Here is a 23,175-nt window from a genome sequence, read left to right on the forward strand (position 1 = left end):
TTAAAGCGGTTTGCAAATAGCTAAGCCCCTTATTTTTCAGCATTTTTATAGAGGCACGGGATTACATGGAAATCGGTCTGCGCGAGTGGCTGATCGTCATCGGCATCATTGTCATTGCCGGTATTCTTTTCGATGGCTGGCGCCGTATGCGCGGCGGCAAGGGGAAACTCAAGTTCCGCCTTGATCGCAGCCTGTCGAACCTGCCGGACGACGATGACAACGCCGAGCTGCTGGGCCCGCCCCGGGTGCTGGATACCCACAAGGAGCCGCAGCTGGACGAGCATGACCTGCCGTCGATGAGCGCGCCGGTGCGCGAACCCCGTGAGTCGGGTTCCAAGCGCGGCAAGCGCAACAACAACGAACCGTCCCAGGGTGACCTGAACCTCAACCTCGACCTGGATGGCGGCCCGAGCTTCAGCAGCCGCGACGATTTCCCGGACGAGAACAAGGCGTCGAGCAGCGACAAGGAACAGGCCCAGGCCGAAGAAGTCCTGGTGATCAGCGTGATCTGCCGCGATCCGGCCGGCTTCAAGGGCCCGGCGTTGCTGCAGAACATCCTGGAAAGCGGCCTGCGCTTCGGCGAGATGGACATTTTCCATCGTCACGAAAGCATGGCCGGCAACGGTGAAGTGCTGTTCTCCATGGCCAACGCCGTCAAGCCAGGGGTGTTCGACCTGGACGACATCGATCATTTCAGCACGCCGGCGGTGAGTTTTTTCCTCGGTCTGCCGGGCCCGCGTCATCCCAAGCAGGCCTTTGACGTGATGGTGGCGGCGGCTCGCAAGTTGTCCCAGGAACTCAATGGCGAATTGAAGGATGACCAGCGCAGCGTGCTGACCGCCCAGACCATCGAGCACTACCGTCAGCGCATTGTCGAATTTGAGCGTCGGGCATTGACCCAGAAGCGCTGACAGAGAGTTCTCTGTTGCGGGCTGTGGCAGAACTCTTTTGTGGCGAGGGGATTTATCCCCGCTCGAGTGCGTAGCACTCGCAAACTCTGTGGCAACACAACATTTTGAGGGCTGCTTGGCAGCCCAGCGGGGCGGTGCGACGTTTCGCTAAATCCCCTCGCCACAGGTTCTCTGCCGAGCGTTACTTGACTGATTGAAATGAGCAGCCTCGGCTGCTTTTTTTGCTTTATGAGAGAACACCCATGAATGCCGTCGAAACCCGCATCCTAGAGCTGCGCACCGAACTGGATCAGCACAACTACCGCTATCACGTCCTCGATGAACCCACGATCCCGGACGCCGAGTATGACCGCCTGTTCCACGAGCTCAAGGCCCTGGAAGAGCAGCACCCGGACCTGGTGACCAGTGATTCTCCTACCCAGCGGGTCGGCAGCGTGGCGTTGTCGGCGTTCAGCCAGGTCCGTCACGAGATCCCGATGCTCAGCCTGGGCAACGCTTTCGACGAAACCACCATGCGTGAGTTCGACCGTCGGGTGACCGAGGGCCTTGATCTGCCGGTGGGCGACCTGCTGGGCGGTGGCGCGGCGGTGGAATATAGCTGCGAGCCGAAACTCGATGGCCTGGCGGTCAGCCTGTTGTACCAGGACGGCCTGTTGGTTCGGGGGGCTACCCGTGGCGACGGCACCACTGGCGAAGACATCAGCGTCAACGTGCGCACCGTGCGCAACATTCCCCTCAAGCTGCAAGGCAGCGGCTGGCCACCCGTGCTGGAAGTGCGCGGCGAGGTATACATGTCCAAGGCCGGTTTCGAGCGCCTCAATGCCACGCAGCTGGAGGCGGGCGGCAAGACTTTCGCCAACCCGCGCAACGCGGCGGCCGGCAGCCTGCGACAGCTCGACTCCAAAATCACCGCCAACCGCCCGCTGGAATTCTGCTGCTACGGCATTGGCCAGGTGACGGCGGACATTGCCGATACCCACATTGGCAATCTCAAGCAGCTCAAGGCCTGGGGCATGCCCATCAGCCGCGAGCTGAAACTGGCCCACGGCATCGACGAATGCCTGGATTACTACCGGGACATCGGCGAACGACGCAACGCGTTGCCTTATGAAATCGACGGCGTTGTGTTCAAGGTCAACAGCATTGCTTCCCAGCGTGAACTAGGCTTCCGCGCTCGCGAGCCGCGCTGGGCCATCGCCCATAAATTCCCGGCCAGCGAGGAGCTCACCGAGCTGCTCGACGTCGAGTTCCAGGTCGGCCGCACCGGGGCCGTGACGCCTGTTGCGCGGCTCAAGCCGGTCAAGGTGGCCGGCGTGACCGTGGCCAATGCCACGTTGCACAACATGGACGAAGTGGCGCGCCTGGGGCTGATGATCGGCGACACGGTGATCATCCGCCGCGCCGGTGACGTGATTCCGCAGGTGGTGCAAGTCGTCACCGAGCGCCGCCCGGAAAATGCCCGCCCGGTGGAAGTGCCCCAACAGTGTCCGGTGTGTGGCTCCCATGTGGAGCGCACGCAACTGATCAAGCGCAGCAAGGGCCGCGAAACCATCAGCGAAGGTGCGGTGTATCGCTGCGTCGGGCGCCTGGCCTGCGGGGCGCAGCTTAAGCAGGCGATCATTCACTTCGTCTCGCGTCGGGCCATGGACATCGAAGGGCTCGGGGAAAAGAGCATCGAGCAACTGGTGGACGAGGGTCTGGTGGGATCGCCTGCCGATCTGTATGCCCTGACTTTCGAGCAGGTGGTCGACCTGGAAGGCTTCGCCGAATTGTCGAGCCGCAAGTTGCTGGCGGCCATCGTCGATAGCAAGAAGCCCAGCCTGGCGCGCTTCATCTACGCCCTCGGCATCCCGGACGTCGGCGAGGAAACCGCCAAGGTCCTGGCGCGCTCCCTGGGCTCGCTGGAGCGCGTGCAAGCGGCGTTGCCCCAAGTGCTCACGTACCTGCCGGACGTGGGCCTGGAAGTGGCGCACGAGATCCACAGCTTCTTCGAGGACCCGCACAACCGCCAGGTGATCACAGACCTGCTGCGCCATGGTCTCGACATCCAGGACCAGGGTGAGCTGGGCGCCGAATTCGCCGCCAGCACGACCCTGGGCGGTTTCCTCGACAAATTGCACATCCCTTCGGTCGGACCGGGCGGCGCGCAGAAACTGGCGGACAAGTTCGGCTCCCTCGAGGCAGTGATGAACGCGGATTGGCTGGACATGCGCCAGGCCCTGCCAGAAAAGCAGGCCAACGCCGTGCGGGAATTCTTCGCCATCACCGACAACCGCCAGCAGGCCGAGGCCGCGGAACAGCAGTTGCGGGACTTCGGCATGCACTGGCAAAGCGAGAAGAAAGTGGTCGAAGGCTTGCCCGAGGCAGGTCACACCTGGGTGCTGACCGGTTCGCTGGAACTGATGAGCCGCGACGTCGCCAAGGACAAGCTGGAGAGCCTGGGGGCCAAGGTCGCCGGTTCCGTGTCGGCGAAAACCCATTGTGTGGTGGCCGGGCCGGGTGCGGGCTCGAAGCTGACCAAGGCCAATGAACTGGGGCTCAGGGTGCTGGACGAAGAGGCGTTCGTGGCGTTTCTCGGCAAGCACGGCATCACGGTCTAGCCCTGGGGCGAGGGGATTCATCCCCACTGGGCTGCGAAGCAGCCCCAACACAGGCGACCCAATCAGCCTGATATACCGAGTCGCAGGGCTTTGGGTCTGCTTCGCAGCCCAGCGGGGATAAATCCCCTCGCCACAGGGGGGCACCTGGCTGAACGTCTTTGCCAGAAGACGATCTAGTGTTGCAGGCTCCAGGGAGAGATCGCCATGTACCGCTTCTTCGAACAACTGAGCTCACGCATCGCCGCACCGTTCCTGGGCGACCGTTCGCGCAACAGCAAGGTCTGGCCGTGTCGCTGCGGCCAGTCGTTGTTTTTCCGCAACAGCCAGTGCCTGGCCTGCCTGGCGGCGCTGGGCTACCAGCCGGAGCAGAGTCGTCTCTCGTCCCTGCAACCCGGTAACCTGCCCGACACCTGGACCCTGGATGCCGACCCTCAGGCTGGTCTGTTCCGTCGCTGCGCCAACCTCGATACCGCGGCAGCATGCAACTGGCTGTTGCCGGCTGGCGGTCCCGACACCTTGTGCATCGCCTGCCGGCTGAACCGCACTATCCCCGACCTGTCGATCCCGGAGAACCCTGAACGCTGGCGCAAGGTCGAGACCGCCAAGCGCAGGCTGGTGGCGCAACTGATCACCCTCGGTCTGCCGGTCGTCCCGAAAAGCGTCGATGAAACCACGGGCCTGGCCTTCGATTTCATCGGCGTCGACCCCGACGGCAAGCCACCGACCACCGGCCATGCCAGCGGTTTGATCACCCTCGACATCAAGGAGGCCGACGACGCCCACCGTGAGGCTGTGCGCCAGCAGATGCACGAACCCTATCGCACCTTGCTCGGGCACTTTCGCCACGAGGTGGGGCATTACTACTGGGACCGACTGATTGCCAACAGCCACTGGCTCGAGGCATTCCGCGGGTTGTTCGGCGATGAGCGCGCCAGCTATTCCGGCGCGCTGGAGCGACATTACCAGCAAGGGGCGCCGCTGGACTGGCAGACCCGTTACGTCAGTGCCTACGCCACCATGCACCCCTGGGAGGATTGGGCTGAAACCTGGGCCCACTATCTGCACATGATGGACGCCGTGGACACCGCGCTGGGCTTCGGCATGAGCGCCCAGGACATGGACTTCGACTACCAACCGTTCCCACCCGACACGCTGTTCGATCCCGAGCACACCGGAGGCACGGCCTTCCTGTCGTTCGTCAACGCCTGGATCGAACTGGCCGGCATGCTCAACGAACTGTCCCGCAGCATGGGCCAACCGGATTTCTATCCGTTCATCGTGCCGGCGGCCGTCATCACCAAACTGCATTTCATCCACCTGGTGATCCAGGAGGAGGGTGGCCGGGCGGATGAGGTGTTGCTGTAGCGATGGCCGCTCATTCAGCCCACCCCTGATCCACTGTGGGAGCGAGCCTGCTCGCGATGACGGCAGTTCATTCAGCCCTGAAGCAAGCTGACCCACCGCTTTCGCGAGCAGGCTCGCTCCCACAGGGTTCGTCGATATGGCTGCAAACGCATATCCACCCCCATAGCAAGTGCTTGAACATCTTCGCTTTTTTAATCCGCTGCGAACGGTTGTAACTTCCCGTCAGATAGGTACAATGGCGCGGCTCACCGTCAGGCGAGCGTCGTTATGGTGACCCCATCGGTCCCCCCGCAACGATTACCCGTGAACCTGGTCAGATCCGGAAGGAAGCAGCCACAGCGGGAACATTGTGTGCCGGGGTGTGGCTGGTGGGGTTGCCTCCATAACGCCCCAGGCCTTCGTCCGCAAGGTTTGTAAGATTTCCCTCCTCTCTTTTTGTTCTGATCGAGTTCGGTCGATGCCTTCTGCTGCCCGGCCGATTGCCGTTGATCAGCACTGTCATTTCTGACAGTAGAATTTCACGTTGTGCCTTTCTAGGGTTCGTTTAACCGGCCAGAGGGCAACGCCGCTATCGCGAGCAGGCTCGCTCCCACAGTGGATTCCAGGTGTCCACAATAGCTGAGAACAACCACATAACCTGTGGGAGCGAGCCTGCTCGCGATGGCGGTGGGTCAGCTTGCATTGATGTTGCCTGATATTCCGCTATCGCGAGCAAGCTCGGCTCCCACAGGCTGTGTGTCAGGTTCCGGTAGTTGGATGATCATGCCCGGCTCAAGGCTTGGACAATGCCTGATCAACCGCCGCGATCAGCTTGCCCAGGTCCTTCGGCGTGGCCTTGTGTATGACGCCGAACAGGTAGGCGCGCTGTTCGTCTTCAGCGTTCATGTCGGCGAAAAAGGCTTTCGGCTGCACGTCCAGTACGTTGGCGAGCAGGAACAGGGCTTCGATGCTGGGCATGTAGGTGCCGGTTTCGAAACGGCTGATGGTTTTGGGGTCAAAACCGGTTTTTTCGCCCAGTTCAGCCTGAGTCAGCCCCGCTACTTTGCGGTAGCGTCTGATGGCTGCACCCAAACTTGAAATTTGCATCGCTCAATTCCCATTTAGAATCAAGAACTTAACGATAGATCTTCGCATTAGGCAACCGCTTGATCCATCACCTTGCTTTGCAAAATGTGATGTGTTTCGTAGAATCAGCGTTTGGGACGGGCATTTGGTGACCTGCTTCAGATGCCGGAATGTGCAAAAAGAAATGCGTCGTGCGTTCATTGTCGTGGCACGGGGCTGGTGTTCTGGACGTTCCGGTGGCACCGACGCCGCCATGCCCTCGCTTTTCTCAAGGTGTTTGAGCCTAGTTGATTTTCGCCTGTCCGAAGGCGGTGCAACCGCGCGCGACAAATGAGCCTGACTCATGGATGACTGCTTCGATGGATAAGAAGTACCGCAGAGCCGTTGACGCCGCCGCGATTTTTTCCGAGACCGATGCGAGCGGGCGTATCACCTACGTCAACGACCAGTTCTGTAACCTTTTTGGCTACCGGCGCGACGAACTGCTGGGGGCGAACCATCGCCTGCTCAATTCCGGTCATCACCCTGGCGAGTTTTTCAGTGCCATGTGGCACACCATCTCGTTGGGACAGGTCTGGAAAGGGGATATCTGTAATCGCGCCAAGGACGGTACCTTGCATTGGGTCGACACCACCCTGGTACCGGTGACGGATGACGCGACGGGGCAGGTCGAGCGCTACCTGGCGATTCGTTTCGATGTCAGCGACAAGCGCCAGCAATTGCACTCCCTGCAGTGGCGAGTCGGGCATGACGTACTGACCGGGCTGCCCAACCGCACCTACTTGTCTGAGCTGCTGGACCAGGCCCTGGCGTTTTCCCAGTCGGAAAACTTCCCCCTGGCGGTCTGCATGCTCGATCTCGACGGCTTCAAGGCGGTCAATGACGGTCACGGCCATGCCAGTGGCGATCAACTGCTGATCGAGGTCGCGGGGCGACTGCGCAGTATCGTGCGCGGCGAAGATGTGGTTGCTCGGCTGGCGGGAGACGAGTTCGTGCTGGTGTTGCGTCATGTGCTTGGGATGGATGAATTGCATGGGGCTTTGAACCGGGTGCTGGTTGCTGTTTCCACGCCCTATGCCATTGACGGTAAAAGCATCAAGGTCTTCGCAAGTATCGGCGTCACGCTGTTCCCCTGGGACAACGAAAACGCCGAGACGTTGCTGCGCCATGCTGACCAGGCGATGTACATGGCCAAGCAGAGCGGGCGCAATCGCTTTCATCTGTTCGATGTGTCCCGGGACAAGGAGGTGCGGGCCACCTACCAGACCGTCGAGCGGGTTCGGCAGGCACTGGCCGCCCATGAGCTGCGGCTGCATTTCCAACCCAAGGTCAACATGCGCAGCGGCGCCGTGGTAGGGCTTGAGGCGTTGTTGCGCTGGAAGCACCCGCAACGGGGCCTGGTGCCGCCGCGGGAGTTCCTGCCGCTGGCGGAGGAGACCGATCTGATCGTCGAGATCGGCGAGTGGGTCATTGAACAGGTCATGACCCAGTTGCAGCTATGGCAGCAAGCGGGGCCGGGGTGGCCGGTGAGCATCAACATCTCGGCGCGGCATTTCCAGCGGGCGGACTTCGTCGAACGGCTGCGGCAGATGTTGGGTCGGCACCCGGACGTGGCGCCGCGGATGCTTGACCTGCAAATCGTCGAATCCGTCGCGGTGGAGAATCTCCAGCATGTCAGTACTTGCCTGCAGGCTTGCCAGGCCTTGGGGGTGGGTTTCTCTCTGGGCGGCTTCGGGACGGGGTACTGTTCCCTCAATGACCTCAAGCATCTGCGCACCCAGACCATCAAGATCGACAAGACCTTTATCCGCGACATTCTTGTGAACCGGGATGACCTGGCCTTGACCAAGGCCGTGATCGGTCTGGCCCAGGCATTCGATCGTCAGGTCGTCGCCGAGGGGCTGGACAGCCTTGCGCATGGGCAATTGCTGCTGCGCCTGGGCTGTGAAGTCGCCCAGGGTTACTTCATCGCCCGACCCATGCCCCCGAAGCAGATACCGGGCTGGGTGACACGGTTTGTTCCGCCGCCGCAATGGCAGCAGAGTCCGGGTATTCAGGGGGCGCTGGTTGCAGCTTCGGATTCCGTGCTGCGGCCGGTGTAGAGCTGGATGATCGCGCCGATTTCCCCTGATGCTTTCATGTTCTGCAAGGTGCGCAGAATACGCTGTACCGGGATTTTCGGATCATTGCGCAGGTAGCAGCCCAACTGCTGTTCCTGGAGTACGGCCACCCCGTGCAGTTGGTGGTCGGCGGTATGCCGCTGATTGAACCAGTCCAGTGCCCATTGGTTGCTCACGCCGTAGCGATAGCGACCGGCAAGCAGTTTTGCCAGCACCTGTTCCTGGCTCCGTGCATCGTCACGCCTTAGTTGGCCACTGTCGAACAGCGGCTGCAAGGTCGGGTAGGAATAGCTGAGCACGGTGCCGATGGCTTGCCGTCCCAGCGTCGCCGGCGCCACTTGCCTGGGAGCGCTGGCCGTGCCGACGAGCAGGTCGCGCTGGAAGAACAGCGGGACGCTCCAGAGGAAGTCTCCCCCTTCGTCCTTTATCCAATCGGGGCTGACATAGCAGCGCATGTCGACTTCGTCGTTTTGCATGGCGCCGTCGAGCCGGGCCCGGGACAGGACGTGGAACTCGGCCGGCATGCCGACCTGGGTCGCCAGGCTGGTCATGATGTCAGGGAGTATTCCCTGGGTCGGGCGACCCCGTTCGATCTGCACCATGGGCATGGCCCAGCCGTCGGTCACGGCAAAACGCAAGGGTAATTCGGCGGCGGAACATTCTGTTCCTAACAACAGCAAAGCCCCCATGGCCAAGCGCATAAGCTCTCCTGACGATTTAAAAACCCGTCGACAACCGAGTCCCTGATTCCAAGCTTAGTCAGATTAGAGCGGCGCACCGGATGCAATTTCGCCCCTGCTCCGCTAGCATTAGCCGCTTCTGTTCCTTCGTTGCGATGGTTTTCGATGAGTTATCAGGTTCTTGCACGTAAATGGCGTCCGCGCTCGTTCCGCGAAATGGTCGGCCAGACCCATGTGCTCAAGGCTCTGATCAACGCCTTGGACAGCCAGCGGCTGCACCACGCCTACCTGTTCACCGGGACCCGCGGCGTGGGCAAGACTACCATCGCGCGGATCATCGCCAAGTGCCTGAATTGTGAAACCGGTATCACTTCGACGCCCTGCGGCGAGTGTTCGGTCTGCCGGGAAATCGACGAAGGCCGTTTCGTCGACCTGATCGAGATCGACGCCGCCAGCCGCACCAAGGTCGAGGACACCCGCGAGCTGCTCGACAACGTGCAGTACGCCCCGAGCCGTGGGCGCTTCAAGGTCTACCTGATCGACGAAGTGCACATGCTCTCCAGCCATTCCTTCAATGCGTTGCTCAAAACACTTGAGGAGCCGCCGCCCTACGTCAAGTTCATCCTGGCGACCACCGATCCGCAGAAGCTTCCGGCAACAATTTTGTCCCGCTGCCTGCAGTTCTCCCTGAAGAACATGACACCGGAACGGGTCGTCGAGCACCTGACCCACGTGCTGGGTGTCGAGAAGGTGCCGTTCGAAGACGATGCGCTGTGGCTGTTGGGCCGCGCGGCCGACGGTTCGATGCGTGACGCCATGAGCCTGACCGACCAGGCCATCGCTTTCGGTGAAGGCAAGGTCATGGCTGCCGATGTGCGGGCCATGCTCGGTACCCTCGATCACGGCCAGGTCTATGACGTGCTGCATGCGCTGATCGACGGCGATGCGAAGGCGTTGCTCGAAGCGGTGCGCCACCTGGCCGAACAGGGGCCGGACTGGAGCGGCGTGCTGTCGGAAATCCTCAATGTGTTGCACCGTGTCGCCATCGCCCAGGCTTTGCCTGACGGCGTCGACAATGGCCATGGCGACCGTGACCGCGTGCTGGCCCTGGCCCAGGCGTTGCCCGCCGAAGACGTGCAGTTCTATTACCAGATGGGCCTGATCGGTCGTCGCGACCTGCCCCTGGCCCCGGATCCGCGCGGCGGCTTCGAAATGGTGTTGCTGCGAATGCTGGCGTTCCGACCCGCCGACACGGCGGATGCGCCGAGGCAGGCGCTAAAGCCAGTGGGGATCAGCCAGGCCACAGCTGATTCCGCCAAGCCAGTGGCTGCCGCGCCGGTTGTTGCGCCGGCAGCGGCCTCTGCTCCGGCTGCTGTGGCGCCCGTCGTGGCGCCGGCTCCTGCGCCTGTCGTCGAGCCTGAGCCGATGCCTGAGCCGACTCCCGAGCCAGTTGCCGAGGCCGTCATCGATCTGCCCTGGAACGATCCGGTCGAGCCCGAGATCGTCCAGCAGCCTGTCGTTGAGCCTGTGCTGGAAACCGTTGCCGAGCAGCCCGAACTGCCGCCGATGCCCTTGCCGACGCCCGACAGCGTGGTACCCGAGGCGCCCGAGTGGGTTGCCGCCCCGATGCCTGAGCCAACAGCCGCCGACGTCGATGTGGCTACGCCGGGCATGGACTTGGACGACGAGCCTCCGCTGGATGAGGATTACATCGAGCCGGACATGGATTCGGCCTACAGCTACCTGGACGACCTGGCCAGCGAGCACGCCGCCGAGCCGGCACCTGAGCCTGAGCCGGAACCCGCGGCGATGCCGGCCACCGGGCTGGCCCTGCAATGGCTGGAGCTGTTCCCGAAATTGCCGATCACCGGCATGACCGGTAGCATCGCCGCCAACTGCACGCTGATCGCGGTGGAAGGCGACCACTGGCTGCTGCACCTGGACCCGGCCCACAGCGCCCTGTTCAACGCGACCCAGCAGCGGCGTCTTAACGATGCGCTGAACCAGTATCACCAGCGCACCCTGACGCTGAGCATCGAGCTGATCAAGCCAGAGCAGGAAACCCCGGCCCAGGCTGCGTCCCGGCGTCGTGCCGACCGCCAGCGCGAGGCCGAGGAATCGATCCACGGTGATCCGTTCATCCAGCAGATGATGCAACAGTTCGGCGCGGTGGTTCGTCACGATACTATCGAACCTGTCGAGGCCCCGGTCACCCAGGGCTCATAATTGAAGGCGCCGGGTCGAAAGGCCGGGCGCGATGTTTATCCAAGTACTTTCGAGGTGATTCCCATGATGAAAGGTGGCATGGCCGGCCTGATGAAGCAGGCGCAGCAGATGCAGGAAAAAATGGCCAAGATGCAGGAAGAACTGGCCAACGCCGAAGTCACCGGCAAGTCCGGCGGTGACATGGTGACCGTGGTCATGACCGGTCGCCACGACATCAAGCGCGTCAGCATCGACCCGAGCGTGGTCGAAGGCCTGAGCGAAGACGACAAGGAAATGCTCGAAGCCCTGTTCGCCGCCGCCGTCAATGACGCGGTGCGCAAGATCGAAGCCAACAGCCAGGACAAAATGTCCGGCATGACCGCCGGCATGCAACTGCCGCCGGGCATGAAGCTGCCGTTCTGATTCGCCATCCCGGTCGGGATGGGCTACACCCAATGCCAGGCATCGCGCCTGGCATTTTTGTTTCTGGTGCATGGCTGTGATGACGGAACACTTGTGGGAGCAAAGCTTGCTCGCGATAGGCGCCGGGGCCTCCTGAAAGACCGCGTTGACTTCATCGCGGGCAAGCCTTGCTCCTACAGCGATAAACATCGAACGCCCGACCCCAGGCAATGGTCTGCTCCCTATACGTGCCCATTCAACGATCAAGGAGACGTTTCCATGTCACAAGCATCGACCTCCAACCAGCGCATCGTCCTCGCTTCCCGTCCCAAGGGCGCTCCCACCGCGGAGAATTTCCGCGTTGAGCAAGTGACCCTGCCGGAGCTGGCGGACGGGCAGATCCTGCTCAAGACATTGTTCCTGTCCCTGGATCCCTACATGCGCGGACGCATGAGCGATGCGCCTTCCTACGCTGCGCCGGTGGAAATCGATGAGGTAATGACCGGCGGAGCTGTCAGTCGCGTGGTGCGTTCGAGGCACCCGAAATTCCACGAGGGTGATCTGGTAGTGGGTGTCACGGGTTGGCAGAGCCACAGCATCAGCGATGGCCGCAACGTCACCCCCATTCCATCCGGGCTGCCCAGCCCGTCGATGGCCTTGGGAGTGCTGGGCATGCCAGGCATGACCGCCTACATGGGGCTGATGGACATCGGCCAACCCAAGGCCGGTGAAACCCTGGTGGTGGCCGCCGCCTCGGGTGCCGTGGGGTCCGTGGTCGGCCAGGTGGCGAAGATCAAGGGGCTGCGGGTCGTCGGGGTGGCTGGCGGCCGCGAGAAATGCCAATACGTGGTCGATGAGTTGGGATTCGACGCGTGCATCGACCACAAGAGCGAGCACTTTGCCGAAGAGTTGGCGCGGGCGTGCGACAAAGGCATCGACATCTATTACGAAAACGTCGGCGGCAAGGTCTTCGACGCGGTGGTGCCGCTGCTCAACGCCAAGGCCCGTGTCCCACTCTGTGGGCTGATCGCGTCCTACAACGATCAACAGGCCCCGAGCGGGCCGGATCGCTTACCGCAATTGCAGCGCACCTTATTGACCAAGCGGGTGCGCATGCAGGGGTTTATCGTGTTTGACGACTACGGTGACCGTCAGCCGGAATTCCTCAGCGCCATGGCGCCGTGGGTACGTGATGGCCGGGTCAAGTTCCGCGAAGACCTGGTCGAGGGCCTGGAGAATGCGCCACAGGCATTTATCGGGCTGCTGGAAGGACGCAACTTCGGCAAGCTGGTGGTGCGGGTGGCGCAGGATTGAGTATTTGACGCTGGTCAGAGGCGCGGGTATAAACCGCGTCTCGTTGTCATGTCGGACATTTCCTCGATGAGCTTCAGCCCTTTGATTCGCCAACTGATCGATGCCCTGCGAACCTTGCCGGGTGTAGGTCAGAAAACTGCCCAGCGCATGGCGTTGCAATTGCTCGAGCGTGATCGCAGCGGCGGTTCGCGCCTGGCCCAGGCCCTGAGCCAGGCCATGGAAGGGGTCGGGCATTGCCGTTTATGCCGGACCCTGACCGAAGACGACCTGTGCCCGCAATGTGCCGATTCGCGTCGGGACGACACGCTGCTGTGCGTCGTGGAAGGGCCGATGGACGTGTATGCGGTGGAACAGACCGGTTTCCGTGGGCGGTATTTCGTGCTCAAGGGCCATCTATCGCCCCTCGACGGTCTGGGGCCGGAGGCCATCGGCATTCCCGAGTTGATGGCGCGGATCGAAGAAGCGGGGACTTTCACCGAAGTCATCCTCGCCACCAACCCGACGGTAGAAGGCGAAGCCACCGCCCACTACATCGCCCAGCTGTTGAGCAACAAAGGCCTGGTCGCCTCCCGCATCGCCCACGGCGTGCCACTGGGGGGCGAGCTGGAGCTGGTCGATGGCGGGACGCTGGCGCACTCGTTTGCCGGGCGTAAGCCGATTACGTTGTAACAGTCGCCGAGAAACCCTGTGGGAGCGGGCTTGCTCGCGAAAGCGGTGTACCCGTCAATAAATCATGTGACTGATACTCCGCTATCGCGAGCAGGCTCGCTCCCACATTGGTCGGCGGTAGCTTTGGTATTTGGCGGTCGAACACAACCCCCGTGGGAGCGAGCCTGCTCGCGATAGCGGTAAGTCAGTTAGCGATAATGTGACTGATGCACCGCTTTCGCGAGCAAGCCCGCTCCCACAGATCCGACGATGGCCGGGCAGTTATCGTTCGCTCAGGGAGAACTGCGTCAGGCAGAACGTCGGGATCCCCATGTCTTCCAGCCGCTGGGAGCCCAGCAATTCCGGCAAGTCGATGATCGCCGCCGCTTCATGGACCTTGGCGCCCATGCGCCGGATCAGGTTGGCGGCCGCGATCAGCGTGCCGCCGGTGGCGATCAGGTCATCGAACATCACCACCGAATCGCCCTCGCACAGGCTGTCGGCGTGCACTTCCAGGAAGGCTTCGCCGTATTCGGTCTGGTAACCCTCGGCCAGCACATCGGCCGGCAGCTTGCCTTGCTTGCGGAACAATACCAGCGGCTTGTTCAACTGGTAGGCAAGGATCGAACCGATCAGGAAGCCCCGGGCATCCATCGCGCCGATGTGGGTGAACTCGGCCTCGACATAGCGGTGGGCGAAGCTGTCCATCACCAGCCGCAGGGCCGTGGGGGACTGGAACAGCGGGGTAATGTCGCGAAAGATCACGCCGGGTTTGGGGAAGTCGATTACGGGGCGGATCAGGGATTTGATGTCGAAGGAATCGAAGACCATCGTCGAAGTGTCCTGGCAGGGCTGCAAACGCGGCAGTATAGCGCGGCCAGGGGAATCCCTCAGCCGCGCACGTTCATCAGCTTTCGATCGAGCCGCCGGCCAGGGCGCAGAGCTGGATCGGGTCGAGGATGTGGATTTCCTTGCCTTCGGCGGCGATCAACTCATTCTGCTGGAAACGGGTGAACACCCGGGATACGGTCTCCACGGCCAGGCCCAGGTAGTTGCCGATTTCATTGCGCGACATGCTCAGGCGGAACTGGTTGGCCGAGAAACCACGGGCACGGAAGCGGGCGGAGAGGTTGACCAGGAAGGTCGCGATGCGTTCGTCGGCGGTCTTTTTCGAGAGCAGCAGCATCATCTGCTGATCGTCACGGATCTCCCGGCTCATCACTCGCATCAACTGGCGGCGCAACTGCGGAAGTTGCAGCGCGAGTTCGTCGAGACGGTCGAAGGGAATCTCGCACACCGAGGTGGTTTCCAGCGCCTGGGCCGAGACCGGATGGCTTTCGGTGTCCATGCCGGACAGTCCCACCAGCTCGCTGGGCAGATGAAAACCGGTGAGTTGCTCTTCGCCGCTGTCGCTCAGGTTGAAGGTTTTCAACGCGCCCGAGCGCACGGCATAGACGGAATCGAAGGTGTCGCCCTGGCGAAACAGGAACTCACCTTTTTTCAACGGGCGGCCCCGTTTGACGATTTCATCCAGCGAGTCCATGTCCTCCAGGTTCAGCGACAATGGCAGGCAGAGAGGGGCCAGGCTGCAATCCTTGCAATGGGCCTGGCTGTGGGCGCGCAGTTTGACTGGCTCGGACATTTCTTTAATCCTTGTGGGAAAACACACATAAAGCGTAAGGGTAACCTAGCTCTGGAGCCCGGGCCAGTGCGCGTTCGTCGTCAAATTGTCGCGCTCAGATGACGCGGGAGAAGCGTTGCCGGTTTTGCTGCTCCAGATAGGCATCGAACACCAAGCATACCGAGCGCACCAGCAGGCGCCCGGCAGGCAATATTTTTATGTGGGTATTATCCAGCTCGATCAGTCCGTCCTCGGCCATGGCCTGCAACTGCGGCCACAACGCCGCGAAATAGCCCTGGAAATCGATATTGAAGGCTTGCTCGATTTCGGCGAAGGCCAGGTTGAAATGGCAGATCAATTGCTGGATCACCGCCCGCCGCAGTCGGTCGTCGGCATTGCACACCAGCCCGCGACTGGTCGCCAGTTGGCCGTCGGCAAGGATGTTCTGGTACTGGTTCAGATCGCTGCTGTTCTGGCAGTACAGGTCACCGATCAGGCTGATGGCCGACACGCCGAGGCCGATCAGATCGCAATGCCCGTGGGTGGTATAGCCTTGGAAGTTGCGTTGCAGGGTGGCCTCTTCCTGGGCGATGGCCAGGTCGTCGTCGGGCAGGGCGAAGTGATCCATGCCGATGTAGCGGTAGCCGGCGGTGGTCAGTTGTTCGATGGTGCCTTGCAGCATCGCCAGTTTCTGCTCCGGGTTCGGCAGGTCCTGGCTGTTGAGGCGCCGTTGGGGCATGAAGCGCTCCGGCAGGTGAGCGTAGTTGAACACTGAAAGACGATCCGGTTGCAGGTCGATGACTTCTGCAACGGTGCGGGCGAAGTTGTCCGGGGTCTGCTTGGGCAGGCCGTAGATCAGGTCGATGTTGATCGAGCGGAACTGCAACGTCCGGGCGGCTTCGAGCACCGCACGGGTTTCCTCCAGGCTCTGGAAGCGGTTGACGGCGCGCTGCACGGCCGGATCGAGGTCTTGCACGCCGATGCTGACCCGGTTGAAGCCCAGTTCCCGCAACAGACCCATGGTCGACCAGTCGGCTTCCCGGGGATCGATTTCGATGCCGTAGTCACCGGAGTCGTCATCCAGCAGGTTGAAATGCTTGCGCAGCGTGGCCATCAACTGGCGCAACTCGTCATGGCTGAGGAAGGTCGGGGTGCCACCCCCCAGGTGCAACTGTTCCACGCGCTGGGCCGGGTCCAGGTGGCAGCCGATCAGCTGGATTTCCTGTTCCAGACGTTGCAGGTAGGCATGGGCGCGACCTCGGTCCTTGGTGATGACCTTGTTGCAGGCGCAGTAGTAGCAGATGTTCGCGCAGAACGGCACGTGCACATACAGCGACAGCGGCTGCATGGCCTTGCGGCTGTCGCGCAGGGCGTGGAACAGGTCGAAGGTGCCGACCTGGCCGGCAAACTGCGCCGCAGTCGGGTACGAGGTGTAGCGAGGCCCCGCTACGTCGTAGCGGCGGATCAGGTCAGAGTCCCAACGAATGGCGTCGAGCATGCGGGCGTTCCCCGGATAGGCTGGCATGGGCGCGAGTCTAGGGGGGTGGACGTTGGAGCGTGTTGACTTGCGTCAACGGGGGAGTGCTGTTCAAGACCCTGGTGGATGGGTGCAAGGTGTGGAGTACAACTTGTGGGAGCCGAGCTTGCTCGCGATAGCGGTGGGTCAGTCAATTTAATATTGATGGTGCCGCCCTTATCGCGAGCAAGCTCGGCTCCCACAGGTGGCAGTGACAGGGAGTGCCGGTCAATGTCCCATGAGCCAATGCTGGTGCGGCCCCGGTAAGGTCCAGATACCGAAAACAATCACCAGCAGGCCGCCGGCCATGCGCACGCTGCGTTTGCGCAGCAGGGCGGTGACGCGTTCGGCGGCCAGGCCGGTGGCGAGCAGTACCGGCCAGGTGCCGAGGCCGAAAGCCAGCATCAACAACGCGCTGTCCACGGCGTTGCCCTGACTGGCGGACCACAGCAGGGTGCTGTAGACCAGGCCGCAGGGCAACCAGCCCCACAGCGCGCCAAGCAGCAAGGCCCGGGGCAGGCTCGACACGGGCAGCAAGCGGTTGGCGACCGGTTGGATATGTCGCCACAAGCCCCGGCCGACGCCTTCAATGCGGGTCAGCCCGCTCCACCAGCCCGCCAGGTACAGGCCCATGGCGATCAGCAGCAACCCGGCCAGGACCCGCATGATCATCGCCGCCGGGCTGTTGGCGACTGCCCAGCCGGCCAGGCCGATCAACAGGCCGGCAGTGGCATAGCTGAGGATTCGTCCCAGGTTGTACGCCAGCAACAGCCGGAAGCGCCGGCTGCGTTGTTCTTTGGGGATCGCCAGGGTGAGGGCGCCCATCAGGCCGCCGCACATGCCCAGGCAATGGCCACCGCCCAGCAGGCCGAGGATCACCGCCGAAACCAATAAAGGCGCCAGATCAAGCATGGGGTGGGGCCTTGTCGTCCGGTCGCTGGGTTTGGCCGTCGGCTTCGTCCACGGCGGCCTTGTGATTGGGATCCTGATCATCGAACAGGATGCTGTGGGCCGGGCCGTCGAGGTCGTCGTACTGGCCGCTGTCCACGGCCCAGAAGAAAATGTACACGGCGATGGCCACGATCAGCAGCGCGGCCGGGATCATCACGTAGAGAGCAGGCATCTCGGAACTCCAGGCCCGCGCGGCTCAGGCCGGCAACGGGCGGGTATCGGGCGTGGCGTCGAAAACCTGCAGCTTGGGCTGGCGAGTCAGCCTCAGCGCATTCAACACCACGGTCAACGAACTGATGGACATGCCGACCGCGGCCCACACCGGGGTAATCCAGCCGAGGGCGGCGAACGGCAACATGAGGCCATTGTACAGCGCCGCCCACACCAGGTTCTCGATGATCACCCGACGGGTGCGCCGGGCCAGGTCGAAGGCGTGGATCAAGGCATCGAGGCGGTTGGACAACAACACGGCGTCGGCGCTGGTCTTGGCCAGGTCGGTGGCCGAGCCCATGGCAACACTGATGTCCGCTGCCGCCAGCACCGGCACATCGTTGACCCCGTCGCCGAGCATCAGCACCTTGCGGCCTTGCCGATGCAACTGCTGTAGCACCGCCAGTTTGTCATCCGGACGCAGACCGCCCCGGGCCTCATCGATACCCAGTTCGGTGGCGACGCTGGACACCATCGGCGAACTGTCGCCCGACAGCAGGAGCGTTCGCCAGCCGCGCGCCTTGCAGGCCGCCAGCAAGGCCGGGGCATCGGCGCGCAGACGGTCGTCGAGGACGAACCAGGCCAGGGGCCCGCGGGTATCGCCCAACAGCAGCCATTGGCCGGGCTCGTCCGGCATCGGCGGTGTGGCCGCGCGGCTCAACTCGCAGACAAAGCCGGGTTGGCCGATACGCAGGCGCTGTTCGCCCACTTGGCCTTCCAGCCCCAACCCGGGTGTGCTCTGTACCTGCTCGGCGGCCAATGGTGCGCGGCCAAAGGCCCGTGCAATGGGGTGTTCGGAGCGGTTTTCCAAGGCAGCGGCCAGCGCCAGGCACTGATCGCTGTCGAGGCCTGCCAAGGGGCGAATGGCGCGCAAGGCCAGGCGACCTTCGGTGAGGGTGCCGGTCTTGTCGAAAATCACCGTATCGATCTGGTTCAGGCCTTCCAGCACGTGACCCCGAGTCAGCAGCAGACCGAGCTTGTGCAGGGTGCCGGTGGCGGCAGTGAGCGCGGTCGGCGTGGCGAGGGACAACGCGCAAGGACAAGTGGCGACCAGCATCGACAGGACAATCCAGAAGGCGCGGGACGCATCCAGCTGCCACCACAACAGACCGATGGCAGCTGCGGCGATCAGGGAAAACAGCAGGAACCATTGGGCCGCGCGGTCGGCGATTTCCGCCAGGCGCGGCTTTTCGGCCTGGGCTCGCTCCAGCAGTCGCACGATGGCGGACAGGCGGGTGTCTTGTCCCAATGCCTGCACCTCGACGGTCAAGGCACCTTCGACGTTCAACGTGCCGGCGGTAACCGCATCGCCTGTCTGGCGGGGCTGCGGCAGGTATTCACCGGTCAGCAGGGACTCGTCGATGCTGGACTGGCCGTCGAGGATCCTGCCGTCAGCCGGCAGCACCGACCCTGGATGCACCAGGACCCGGTCGCCGGTTCGCAACTCGCTGAGCAGGATGCGTTCGCTCTGGCCGTCGCTTGCCAGACGTAAACACGAGGCCGGCAACAGATTGACCAGTTGCGCGGTGGCCGCAGCGGTGCGCTCCCTGGCCCGTCGCTCCAGATAGCGGCCCGCCAGCAGGAACAGCGCGAACATGCCCACGGCGTCGAAATACAGCTCGCCCACGCCGGTGACAGAGGTCCAGATCCCGGCGATATAGGCACTGCCGATAGCCAGGGACACGGAAACGTCCATGGTCAGGTGGCGTGTGCGCAGGTCGCGCATCGCACCTTTGAAGAAAGGCGCGCAGCTATAGAAAACGATGGGGGTGGTGAGAAACAGCGCAACCCAGCGCAGGATGGTGTGCATCTCCGGGCTCAGGTCGATATTGAATTCCGGCCATGTCGCCATGGTCGCCATCATTGCCTGGAACCACAGCAACCCGGCCACGCCCAGTTGACGCAGGGCCAGGCGGTTTTGCGCGGCCAGTTGCTCGCTGGCCTGGTCGGCCTGATACGGATGGGCGACGTAGCCGATCTGGCGCAATTCGGCGAGCAGGGTGCTCAGCGGCAGTTCAGCGTCGGCCCAGCGCACTTGCAAGCGATGGTTGGACAGGTTCAACCGTGCTTCGGCCACGGCCGGCAGGCTGCGCAATTGTTTTTCGATCAACCAGCCACAGGCGGCGCAACTGATGCCTTCCATCAACAGGGTGGTTTCGGCCAGCTCGCCTTCGTGGCGCACGAACGATTGCTGCATGTCGGGGCGGTCATACAGCGCCAGCTCATCGGTCAATTGGACAGGCAGGGTCTCGGGGTTGGCCGATGCTTCGCTGCGATGCTGGTAATAACTCTCCAGCCCGCCGGCGACAATCGCCTCGGCCACCGCCTGGCAGCCCGGGCAGCACAGCTCGCGGGTTTCACCCAGGACAACGGCGGTGAAGCGGCTGCCGGGGGGGACGGGCAGGGCGCAGTGGTAGCAGGGCTGGGGCGTATTCATCAGGTAATCACTGGTGTCAGAGAGGGCCTCATCGCGAGCAGGCTCGCTCCCACATGGGATCATCGGTGTATTCAAGTGCTTCGACAACACCTGGCACCTGTGGGAGCGAGCCTGCTCGCGATGCGCGAAGCGCAGGCTTTACCTTTTCAGGTCCTCAGCGCCTTGCAGCGGCTCATCGCCCAGCAGGATGGCCTGGTCGTGGCTGACTTGCTCTTCTTCGAACAGTCTCCACGTCTTGTCGTTCTCCACCCCCAGCAATTCGACAAAGCGCCGGCCTTCGATCTTGTCCGTCAACTGGCCGATGTACCGCCCTGGCTCGCTGTCGTTGCGGGTCAGGACGATCTTGCGGTCCTTCTCCGGCTGGGTCGGCGAAATCAGGTTCAACTCCAGGGTCTGGGGCCGGCTGTTGCCGCTCAGGCGCAGGTTCACCTCACCAGTGACATCATCCATCTGCACGTTGGCATGCAGCTGCAGGGTCTGAGCCAGCAGTTCGCGCTCCAGCGAGCGGTTGATGCCCTTGCCGGCTTCGTAGTAGTTGTCGTTGACCAGGTTGTCCGGGTTCTTCACCGCAATGGTCACCATCGTCAGGCTCAAAGTCACCGAACAGGTCAGGATCCCGATAATGATCCACGGCCAGAGGTGCTTGTACCAAGGACTGGTGGCGGTTGCTGCAGGCATGTTCAGTTCTCTCAACGAATTTGTGGGCCGATGAACCGGCTCTTGGCTTCGACATGAACGCTGTCGTCATCGGCATCCTTGAGGATGAAGGTCACCTCGTTGGTGCTCGACGGCAATTGGTCCGGTGCGCTGGACAACTCCACCGGCTGGCTGAAGATATCGCCGGCCGCGACCTTGATTTCCCGTCGGCCTTGCAGCTTCAGGTCCGGCAGGCCGGTGGCCTCCAGCACATAGGTGTGATCGCGCTGGTCCTTGTTCATGATCTTCAGGCTGTAGACGTTCTCGATCCGGCCTTCGGCGTTTTCGCGGAACAGCACGCGGTCCTTGCTGACGTCGAAACCCACCAGCGAACGCATGAAGAATGCCGTCACCAGCAGGCTGATCATCGCCAGCAGCACCAGGGCATAGCCGATCAGGCGCGGGCGCAGTTTATGGGTTTTCTGCCCCGACAGGTTGTGTTCGGTGGTGTAGCTGATCAGGCCGCGTGGGTAATCCATCTTGTCCATGATGTTGTCGCAGGCGTCGATGCAGGCGGCGCAGCCGATGCACTCGATCTGCAGGCCGTCGCGGATGTCGATCCCGGTGGGGCAGACCTGGACGCACATGGTGCAATCGATGCAGTCACCCAAGCCCAAGGCTTTGTAGTCGACGCCTTTCTTGCGCGGGCCACGGCCTTCGCCACGACGTGGGTCGTAGGACACGATCAGCGTGTCCTTGTCGAACATCACGCTTTGAAAGCGGGCATAAGGGCACATGTAGATACACACCTGCTCACGCAGCCAGCCAGCGTTGCCATAGGTGGCGAGGGTGAAGAAACCGACCCAGAAATACGACCAGCCATCGGCCTCGCCGGTAAAGAACTCGAACACCAGTTCGCGGATCGGCGTGAAGTAACCGACGAAAGTCATGCCGGTGACGAAGCCGATCAGCAGCCAGAGGCTGTGCTTGGCGAATTTGCGCAGGAATTTGTTGGCCCCCATGGGCGCCTTGTCCAGCTTGATGCGCTGGTTGCGGTCGCCTTCGGTGACTTTTTCGCACCACATGAAGATCCAGGTCCACACGCTCTGCGGGCAGGTGTAGCCACACCACACCCGCCCGGCGTAGACCGTAATGAAAAACAGGCCGAAGGCGGCAATGATCAGCAGCCCGGACAACAGGATGAAATCCTGGGGCCAGAAAGTCGCGCCAAAAATAAAGAATTTGCGTTCCGGCAGGTTCCACCAGACGGCCTGGTGACCGCCCCAGTTCAACCAGACGGTACCGAAGTACAGCAGGAACAAAAAGGCTCCGCCGACCATTCGCAGATTGCGAAACAGACCGGTGAAGGCGCGGGTGTAGATTTTTTCCCGAGAGGCATACAGGTCGACGCTCTTGTTGGCGTCCTTGGCAGGCGGGGTAACGTCATGTACCGGAATCTGGTTGCTCATCAAATGCGTCCCACGGCAGTGGAAAAGTGCCGGGGCCAGTACGTGCCGACCACGGTCAGAAAGGGTGCTGCAATGGCGCAATGATACGCCTGTCGCTCTAGCTCAAGGGTGCGACCTTTGGTCGCGTTGGGAGTCAAGGTCGAATGGTGTAGCGGATGTAACAAGTCATGACTCAGATCAATTGACTTGCAGAGTATAGTCGTCCAGCCATAGCGGACGATTGGAGGAGGTGGAGTCCGCCTTCGGCGGATTGGGTGTGTCCTTGAACATGATTTCTGGCGTAGTCGTAGGTAAAGACGCAAGGTTGCGTAGCCTGGACGAGCGCGGTAGCCAGGGTGTCGGCACGCTCTGAAGGTTGCCTGCACTTCGTGGCGAGGGGATTTATCCCCGCTCGGCTGCGCAGCAGCCGTAGTCAGATTTATGCGGTCTTCCAGAAGAACCTCTGTGCATGGTTGTTGGGGCTGCTGCGCAGCCCAGCGGGGATAAATCCCCTCGCCACAGGATTGTGTTCTTGAATCCGCGTTTTGTACTGCGATGGTTCATGCTTCGTCCAAATCCTCCTCGTCGATCAAGCCTTGGACGAATCGAAGGAAATTCGAGCATACAAGTTTTTCGGACTCGGCCTGATTCTCTTCAGGGCTGAGGTCGCTGTCGAAAGTATCGGTGGTGAAGTAACTGATGGCTCCTGAATCAAGGTTCAAGCAAAAAAAGTTGCCACCCAGGTCGTCTGCAAAAGGAAGGAGGTGTGTAGGAAGAACTTGTTTCTTCAGCATGAGTTGATAGGTGGATAGAAGCGTGGGCTCCCCATAGGCAATCGGCCTGAAGGAGGCTACTTCGATTGGATCGTAAAAATCTTCGCTGACCCAGTAAGCCCGTTCCGGCATGCCTCCGTTGTACTTGAGGTAGTGGTTTCTAAAAGTAATGGGCAGTTTCTTACCAATGATGGTCTCTAGGTGGTCCAGATCGGTAGAGGTAATAGCCGTTTCGCAATCTGAGAACTTGTTTTCAAGCATCGAAATCTCCAG

The 23,175-nt window shown here is 61.9% G+C and carries 19 protein-coding genes and 1 other RNA gene; 9 read left to right on the plus strand and 11 right to left on the minus strand.

Translation table 11 applies throughout. The features are described from left to right. Positions 1-65: 65 nt before the first annotated feature. The 4 genes from zipA to ffs all read left to right on the plus strand — a co-directional run bounded on the left by zipA (position 66) and on the right by ffs (position 5,250). The gene (zipA, locus tag LOY35_RS09165) at positions 66-911 is read left to right on the plus strand and encodes a cell division protein ZipA (protein WP_258632022.1); all 846 of its coding nucleotides are present in this window, start codon (positions 66-68) and stop codon (positions 909-911) included. Between the two features lie 242 nt (positions 912-1,153). Next, positions 1,154-3,511 carry an NAD-dependent DNA ligase LigA gene (ligA, locus tag LOY35_RS09170; protein WP_258632023.1) on the plus strand — a complete coding sequence of 786 codons (2,358 nt, stop codon included), beginning with the start codon at positions 1,154-1,156 and terminating at the stop codon, positions 3,509-3,511. A 204-nt stretch (positions 3,512-3,715) separates the two neighbouring features. Beyond that, positions 3,716-4,876: a putative zinc-binding metallopeptidase gene (locus tag LOY35_RS09175; RefSeq protein ID WP_258632024.1), complete on the plus strand. Its 1,161-nt coding sequence runs from the start codon at positions 3,716-3,718 to the stop codon at positions 4,874-4,876. A 277-nt stretch (positions 4,877-5,153) separates the two neighbouring features. Next, positions 5,154-5,250: signal recognition particle sRNA small type (gene ffs / locus LOY35_RS09180), an RNA gene on the plus strand. 397 nt (positions 5,251-5,647) lie between these two features. On the opposite strand, the gene LOY35_RS09185 is transcribed toward ffs, so the two are convergent. Then, complete coding sequence (locus LOY35_RS09185) at positions 5,648-5,962, minus strand: helix-turn-helix domain-containing protein (RefSeq protein ID WP_258632025.1); 315 nt, start codon at positions 5,960-5,962, stop codon at positions 5,648-5,650. A 338-nt stretch (positions 5,963-6,300) separates the two neighbouring features. Here LOY35_RS09185 and LOY35_RS09190 point away from each other — a divergent pair, with 338 nt between their 5' ends. Further along, a complete protein-coding gene (locus tag LOY35_RS09190) occupies positions 6,301-8,043 on the plus strand; it encodes a bifunctional diguanylate cyclase/phosphodiesterase (protein ID WP_258632026.1) in 1,743 nt (580 codons plus the stop codon). Here LOY35_RS09190 and LOY35_RS09195 read toward each other — a convergent pair. Further along, a complete protein-coding gene (locus LOY35_RS09195) occupies positions 7,995-8,762 on the minus strand; it encodes an ABC transporter substrate-binding protein (protein ID WP_258632027.1) in 768 nt (255 codons plus the stop codon). The genes LOY35_RS09190 and LOY35_RS09195 overlap by 49 nt on opposite strands. A gap of 144 nt (positions 8,763-8,906) precedes the next feature. On the opposite strand from LOY35_RS09195, the gene dnaX reads away from it, so the two are divergent. The 4 genes from dnaX (at position 8,907) to recR (ending at position 13,331) form a co-directional block, all read left to right on the plus strand. Beyond that, a complete protein-coding gene (gene dnaX, locus LOY35_RS09200) occupies positions 8,907-10,967 on the plus strand; it encodes a DNA polymerase III subunit gamma/tau (protein WP_258632028.1) in 2,061 nt (686 codons plus the stop codon). A gap of 63 nt (positions 10,968-11,030) precedes the next feature. Beyond that, positions 11,031-11,369 carry a YbaB/EbfC family nucleoid-associated protein gene (locus tag LOY35_RS09205; protein WP_003183512.1) on the plus strand — a complete coding sequence of 113 codons (339 nt, stop codon included), beginning with the start codon at positions 11,031-11,033 and terminating at the stop codon, positions 11,367-11,369. A 258-nt stretch (positions 11,370-11,627) separates the two neighbouring features. Next, a complete protein-coding gene (locus LOY35_RS09210; protein ID WP_258632029.1) occupies positions 11,628-12,662 on the plus strand; it encodes an NADP-dependent oxidoreductase in 1,035 nt (344 codons plus the stop codon). Between the two features lie 66 nt (positions 12,663-12,728). Then, positions 12,729-13,331, plus strand: coding sequence for a recombination mediator RecR (gene recR, locus LOY35_RS09215; protein WP_041020490.1), 603 nt, complete (start codon positions 12,729-12,731; stop codon positions 13,329-13,331). Positions 13,332-13,592: 261 nt separating this feature from the next. Here the strand turns inward: recR and LOY35_RS09220 are convergent, their stop codons facing one another. From LOY35_RS09220 to LOY35_RS09260, 9 genes are all read right to left on the minus strand, one after another. Beyond that, positions 13,593-14,141, minus strand: a complete 549-nt coding sequence (locus LOY35_RS09220) for an adenine phosphoribosyltransferase (RefSeq protein ID WP_041020481.1) — start codon at positions 14,139-14,141, stop codon at positions 13,593-13,595. A gap of 76 nt (positions 14,142-14,217) precedes the next feature. After that, on the minus strand, positions 14,218-14,952 hold the full coding sequence (fnr, locus tag LOY35_RS09225) for a fumarate/nitrate reduction transcriptional regulator Fnr (RefSeq protein WP_258632030.1): 735 nt from the start codon (positions 14,950-14,952) through the stop codon (positions 14,218-14,220). Between the two features lie 94 nt (positions 14,953-15,046). Further along, positions 15,047-16,429, minus strand: coding sequence for an oxygen-independent coproporphyrinogen III oxidase (gene hemN, locus LOY35_RS09230; RefSeq protein ID WP_258632031.1), 1,383 nt, complete (start codon positions 16,427-16,429; stop codon positions 15,047-15,049). A 246-nt stretch (positions 16,430-16,675) separates the two neighbouring features. Next, complete coding sequence (locus LOY35_RS09235; RefSeq protein ID WP_258632032.1) at positions 16,676-17,359, minus strand: sulfite exporter TauE/SafE family protein; 684 nt, start codon at positions 17,357-17,359, stop codon at positions 16,676-16,678. Then, complete coding sequence (ccoS, locus tag LOY35_RS09240; protein ID WP_041020485.1) at positions 17,352-17,570, minus strand: cbb3-type cytochrome oxidase assembly protein CcoS; 219 nt, start codon at positions 17,568-17,570, stop codon at positions 17,352-17,354. Before ccoS ends, LOY35_RS09235 begins: the two co-directional genes overlap by 8 nt. A 24-nt stretch (positions 17,571-17,594) precedes the next feature. Continuing rightward, the gene (locus LOY35_RS09245; RefSeq protein WP_258632033.1) at positions 17,595-20,045 is read right to left on the minus strand and encodes a heavy metal translocating P-type ATPase; all 2,451 of its coding nucleotides are present in this window, start codon (positions 20,043-20,045) and stop codon (positions 17,595-17,597) included. 138 nt (positions 20,046-20,183) lie between these two features. Then, positions 20,184-20,723, minus strand: coding sequence for a FixH family protein (locus LOY35_RS09250; protein ID WP_258632034.1), 540 nt, complete (start codon positions 20,721-20,723; stop codon positions 20,184-20,186). Positions 20,724-20,734: 11 nt separating this feature from the next. Beyond that, a complete protein-coding gene (gene ccoG, locus LOY35_RS09255) occupies positions 20,735-22,150 on the minus strand; it encodes a cytochrome c oxidase accessory protein CcoG (RefSeq protein WP_258632035.1) in 1,416 nt (471 codons plus the stop codon). A gap of 539 nt (positions 22,151-22,689) precedes the next feature. After that, positions 22,690-23,163 (minus strand): SMI1/KNR4 family protein, encoded by a 474-nt coding sequence (locus tag LOY35_RS09260; RefSeq protein ID WP_258632036.1) that lies wholly within the window; start codon positions 23,161-23,163, stop codon positions 22,690-22,692. Positions 23,164-23,175 lie beyond the last annotated feature (12 nt).

This window comes from Pseudomonas sp. B21-028 (assembly GCF_024749045.1).
In the GTDB taxonomy this organism is placed as follows: domain Bacteria; phylum Pseudomonadota; class Gammaproteobacteria; order Pseudomonadales; family Pseudomonadaceae; genus Aquipseudomonas.

Coding starts and splice junctions, on each gene's coding strand:
- LOY35_RS09210 (WP_258632029.1), top strand. CDS start 11,628: ATGTCACAAGCATCGACCTCCAACCAGCGCATCGTCCTCGCTTCCCGT.
- recR (WP_041020490.1), top strand. CDS start 12,729: ATGAGCTTCAGCCCTTTGATTCGCCAACTGATCGATGCCCTGCGAACC.
- LOY35_RS09175 (WP_258632024.1), top strand. CDS start 3,716: ATGTACCGCTTCTTCGAACAACTGAGCTCACGCATCGCCGCACCGTTC.
- dnaX (WP_258632028.1), top strand. CDS start 8,907: ATGAGTTATCAGGTTCTTGCACGTAAATGGCGTCCGCGCTCGTTCCGC.
- zipA (WP_258632022.1), top strand. CDS start 66: ATGGAAATCGGTCTGCGCGAGTGGCTGATCGTCATCGGCATCATTGTC.
- LOY35_RS09195 (WP_258632027.1), bottom strand. CDS start 8,762: ATGCGCTTGGCCATGGGGGCTTTGCTGTTGTTAGGAACAGAATGTTCC.
- LOY35_RS09235 (WP_258632032.1), bottom strand. CDS start 17,359: ATGCTTGATCTGGCGCCTTTATTGGTTTCGGCGGTGATCCTCGGCCTG.
- LOY35_RS09220 (WP_041020481.1), bottom strand. CDS start 14,141: ATGGTCTTCGATTCCTTCGACATCAAATCCCTGATCCGCCCCGTAATC.
- ccoG (WP_258632035.1), bottom strand. CDS start 22,150: ATGAGCAACCAGATTCCGGTACATGACGTTACCCCGCCTGCCAAGGAC.
- LOY35_RS09185 (WP_258632025.1), bottom strand. CDS start 5,962: ATGCAAATTTCAAGTTTGGGTGCAGCCATCAGACGCTACCGCAAAGTA.
- ligA (WP_258632023.1), top strand. CDS start 1,154: ATGAATGCCGTCGAAACCCGCATCCTAGAGCTGCGCACCGAACTGGAT.
- LOY35_RS09205 (WP_003183512.1), top strand. CDS start 11,031: ATGATGAAAGGTGGCATGGCCGGCCTGATGAAGCAGGCGCAGCAGATG.
- LOY35_RS09250 (WP_258632034.1), bottom strand. CDS start 20,723: ATGCCTGCAGCAACCGCCACCAGTCCTTGGTACAAGCACCTCTGGCCG.
- LOY35_RS09260 (WP_258632036.1), bottom strand. CDS start 23,163: ATGCTTGAAAACAAGTTCTCAGATTGCGAAACGGCTATTACCTCTACC.
- ccoS (WP_041020485.1), bottom strand. CDS start 17,570: ATGCCTGCTCTCTACGTGATGATCCCGGCCGCGCTGCTGATCGTGGCC.
- hemN (WP_258632031.1), bottom strand. CDS start 16,429: ATGCTCGACGCCATTCGTTGGGACTCTGACCTGATCCGCCGCTACGAC.
- LOY35_RS09190 (WP_258632026.1), top strand. CDS start 6,301: ATGGATAAGAAGTACCGCAGAGCCGTTGACGCCGCCGCGATTTTTTCC.
- LOY35_RS09245 (WP_258632033.1), bottom strand. CDS start 20,045: ATGAATACGCCCCAGCCCTGCTACCACTGCGCCCTGCCCGTCCCCCCC.
- fnr (WP_258632030.1), bottom strand. CDS start 14,952: ATGTCCGAGCCAGTCAAACTGCGCGCCCACAGCCAGGCCCATTGCAAG.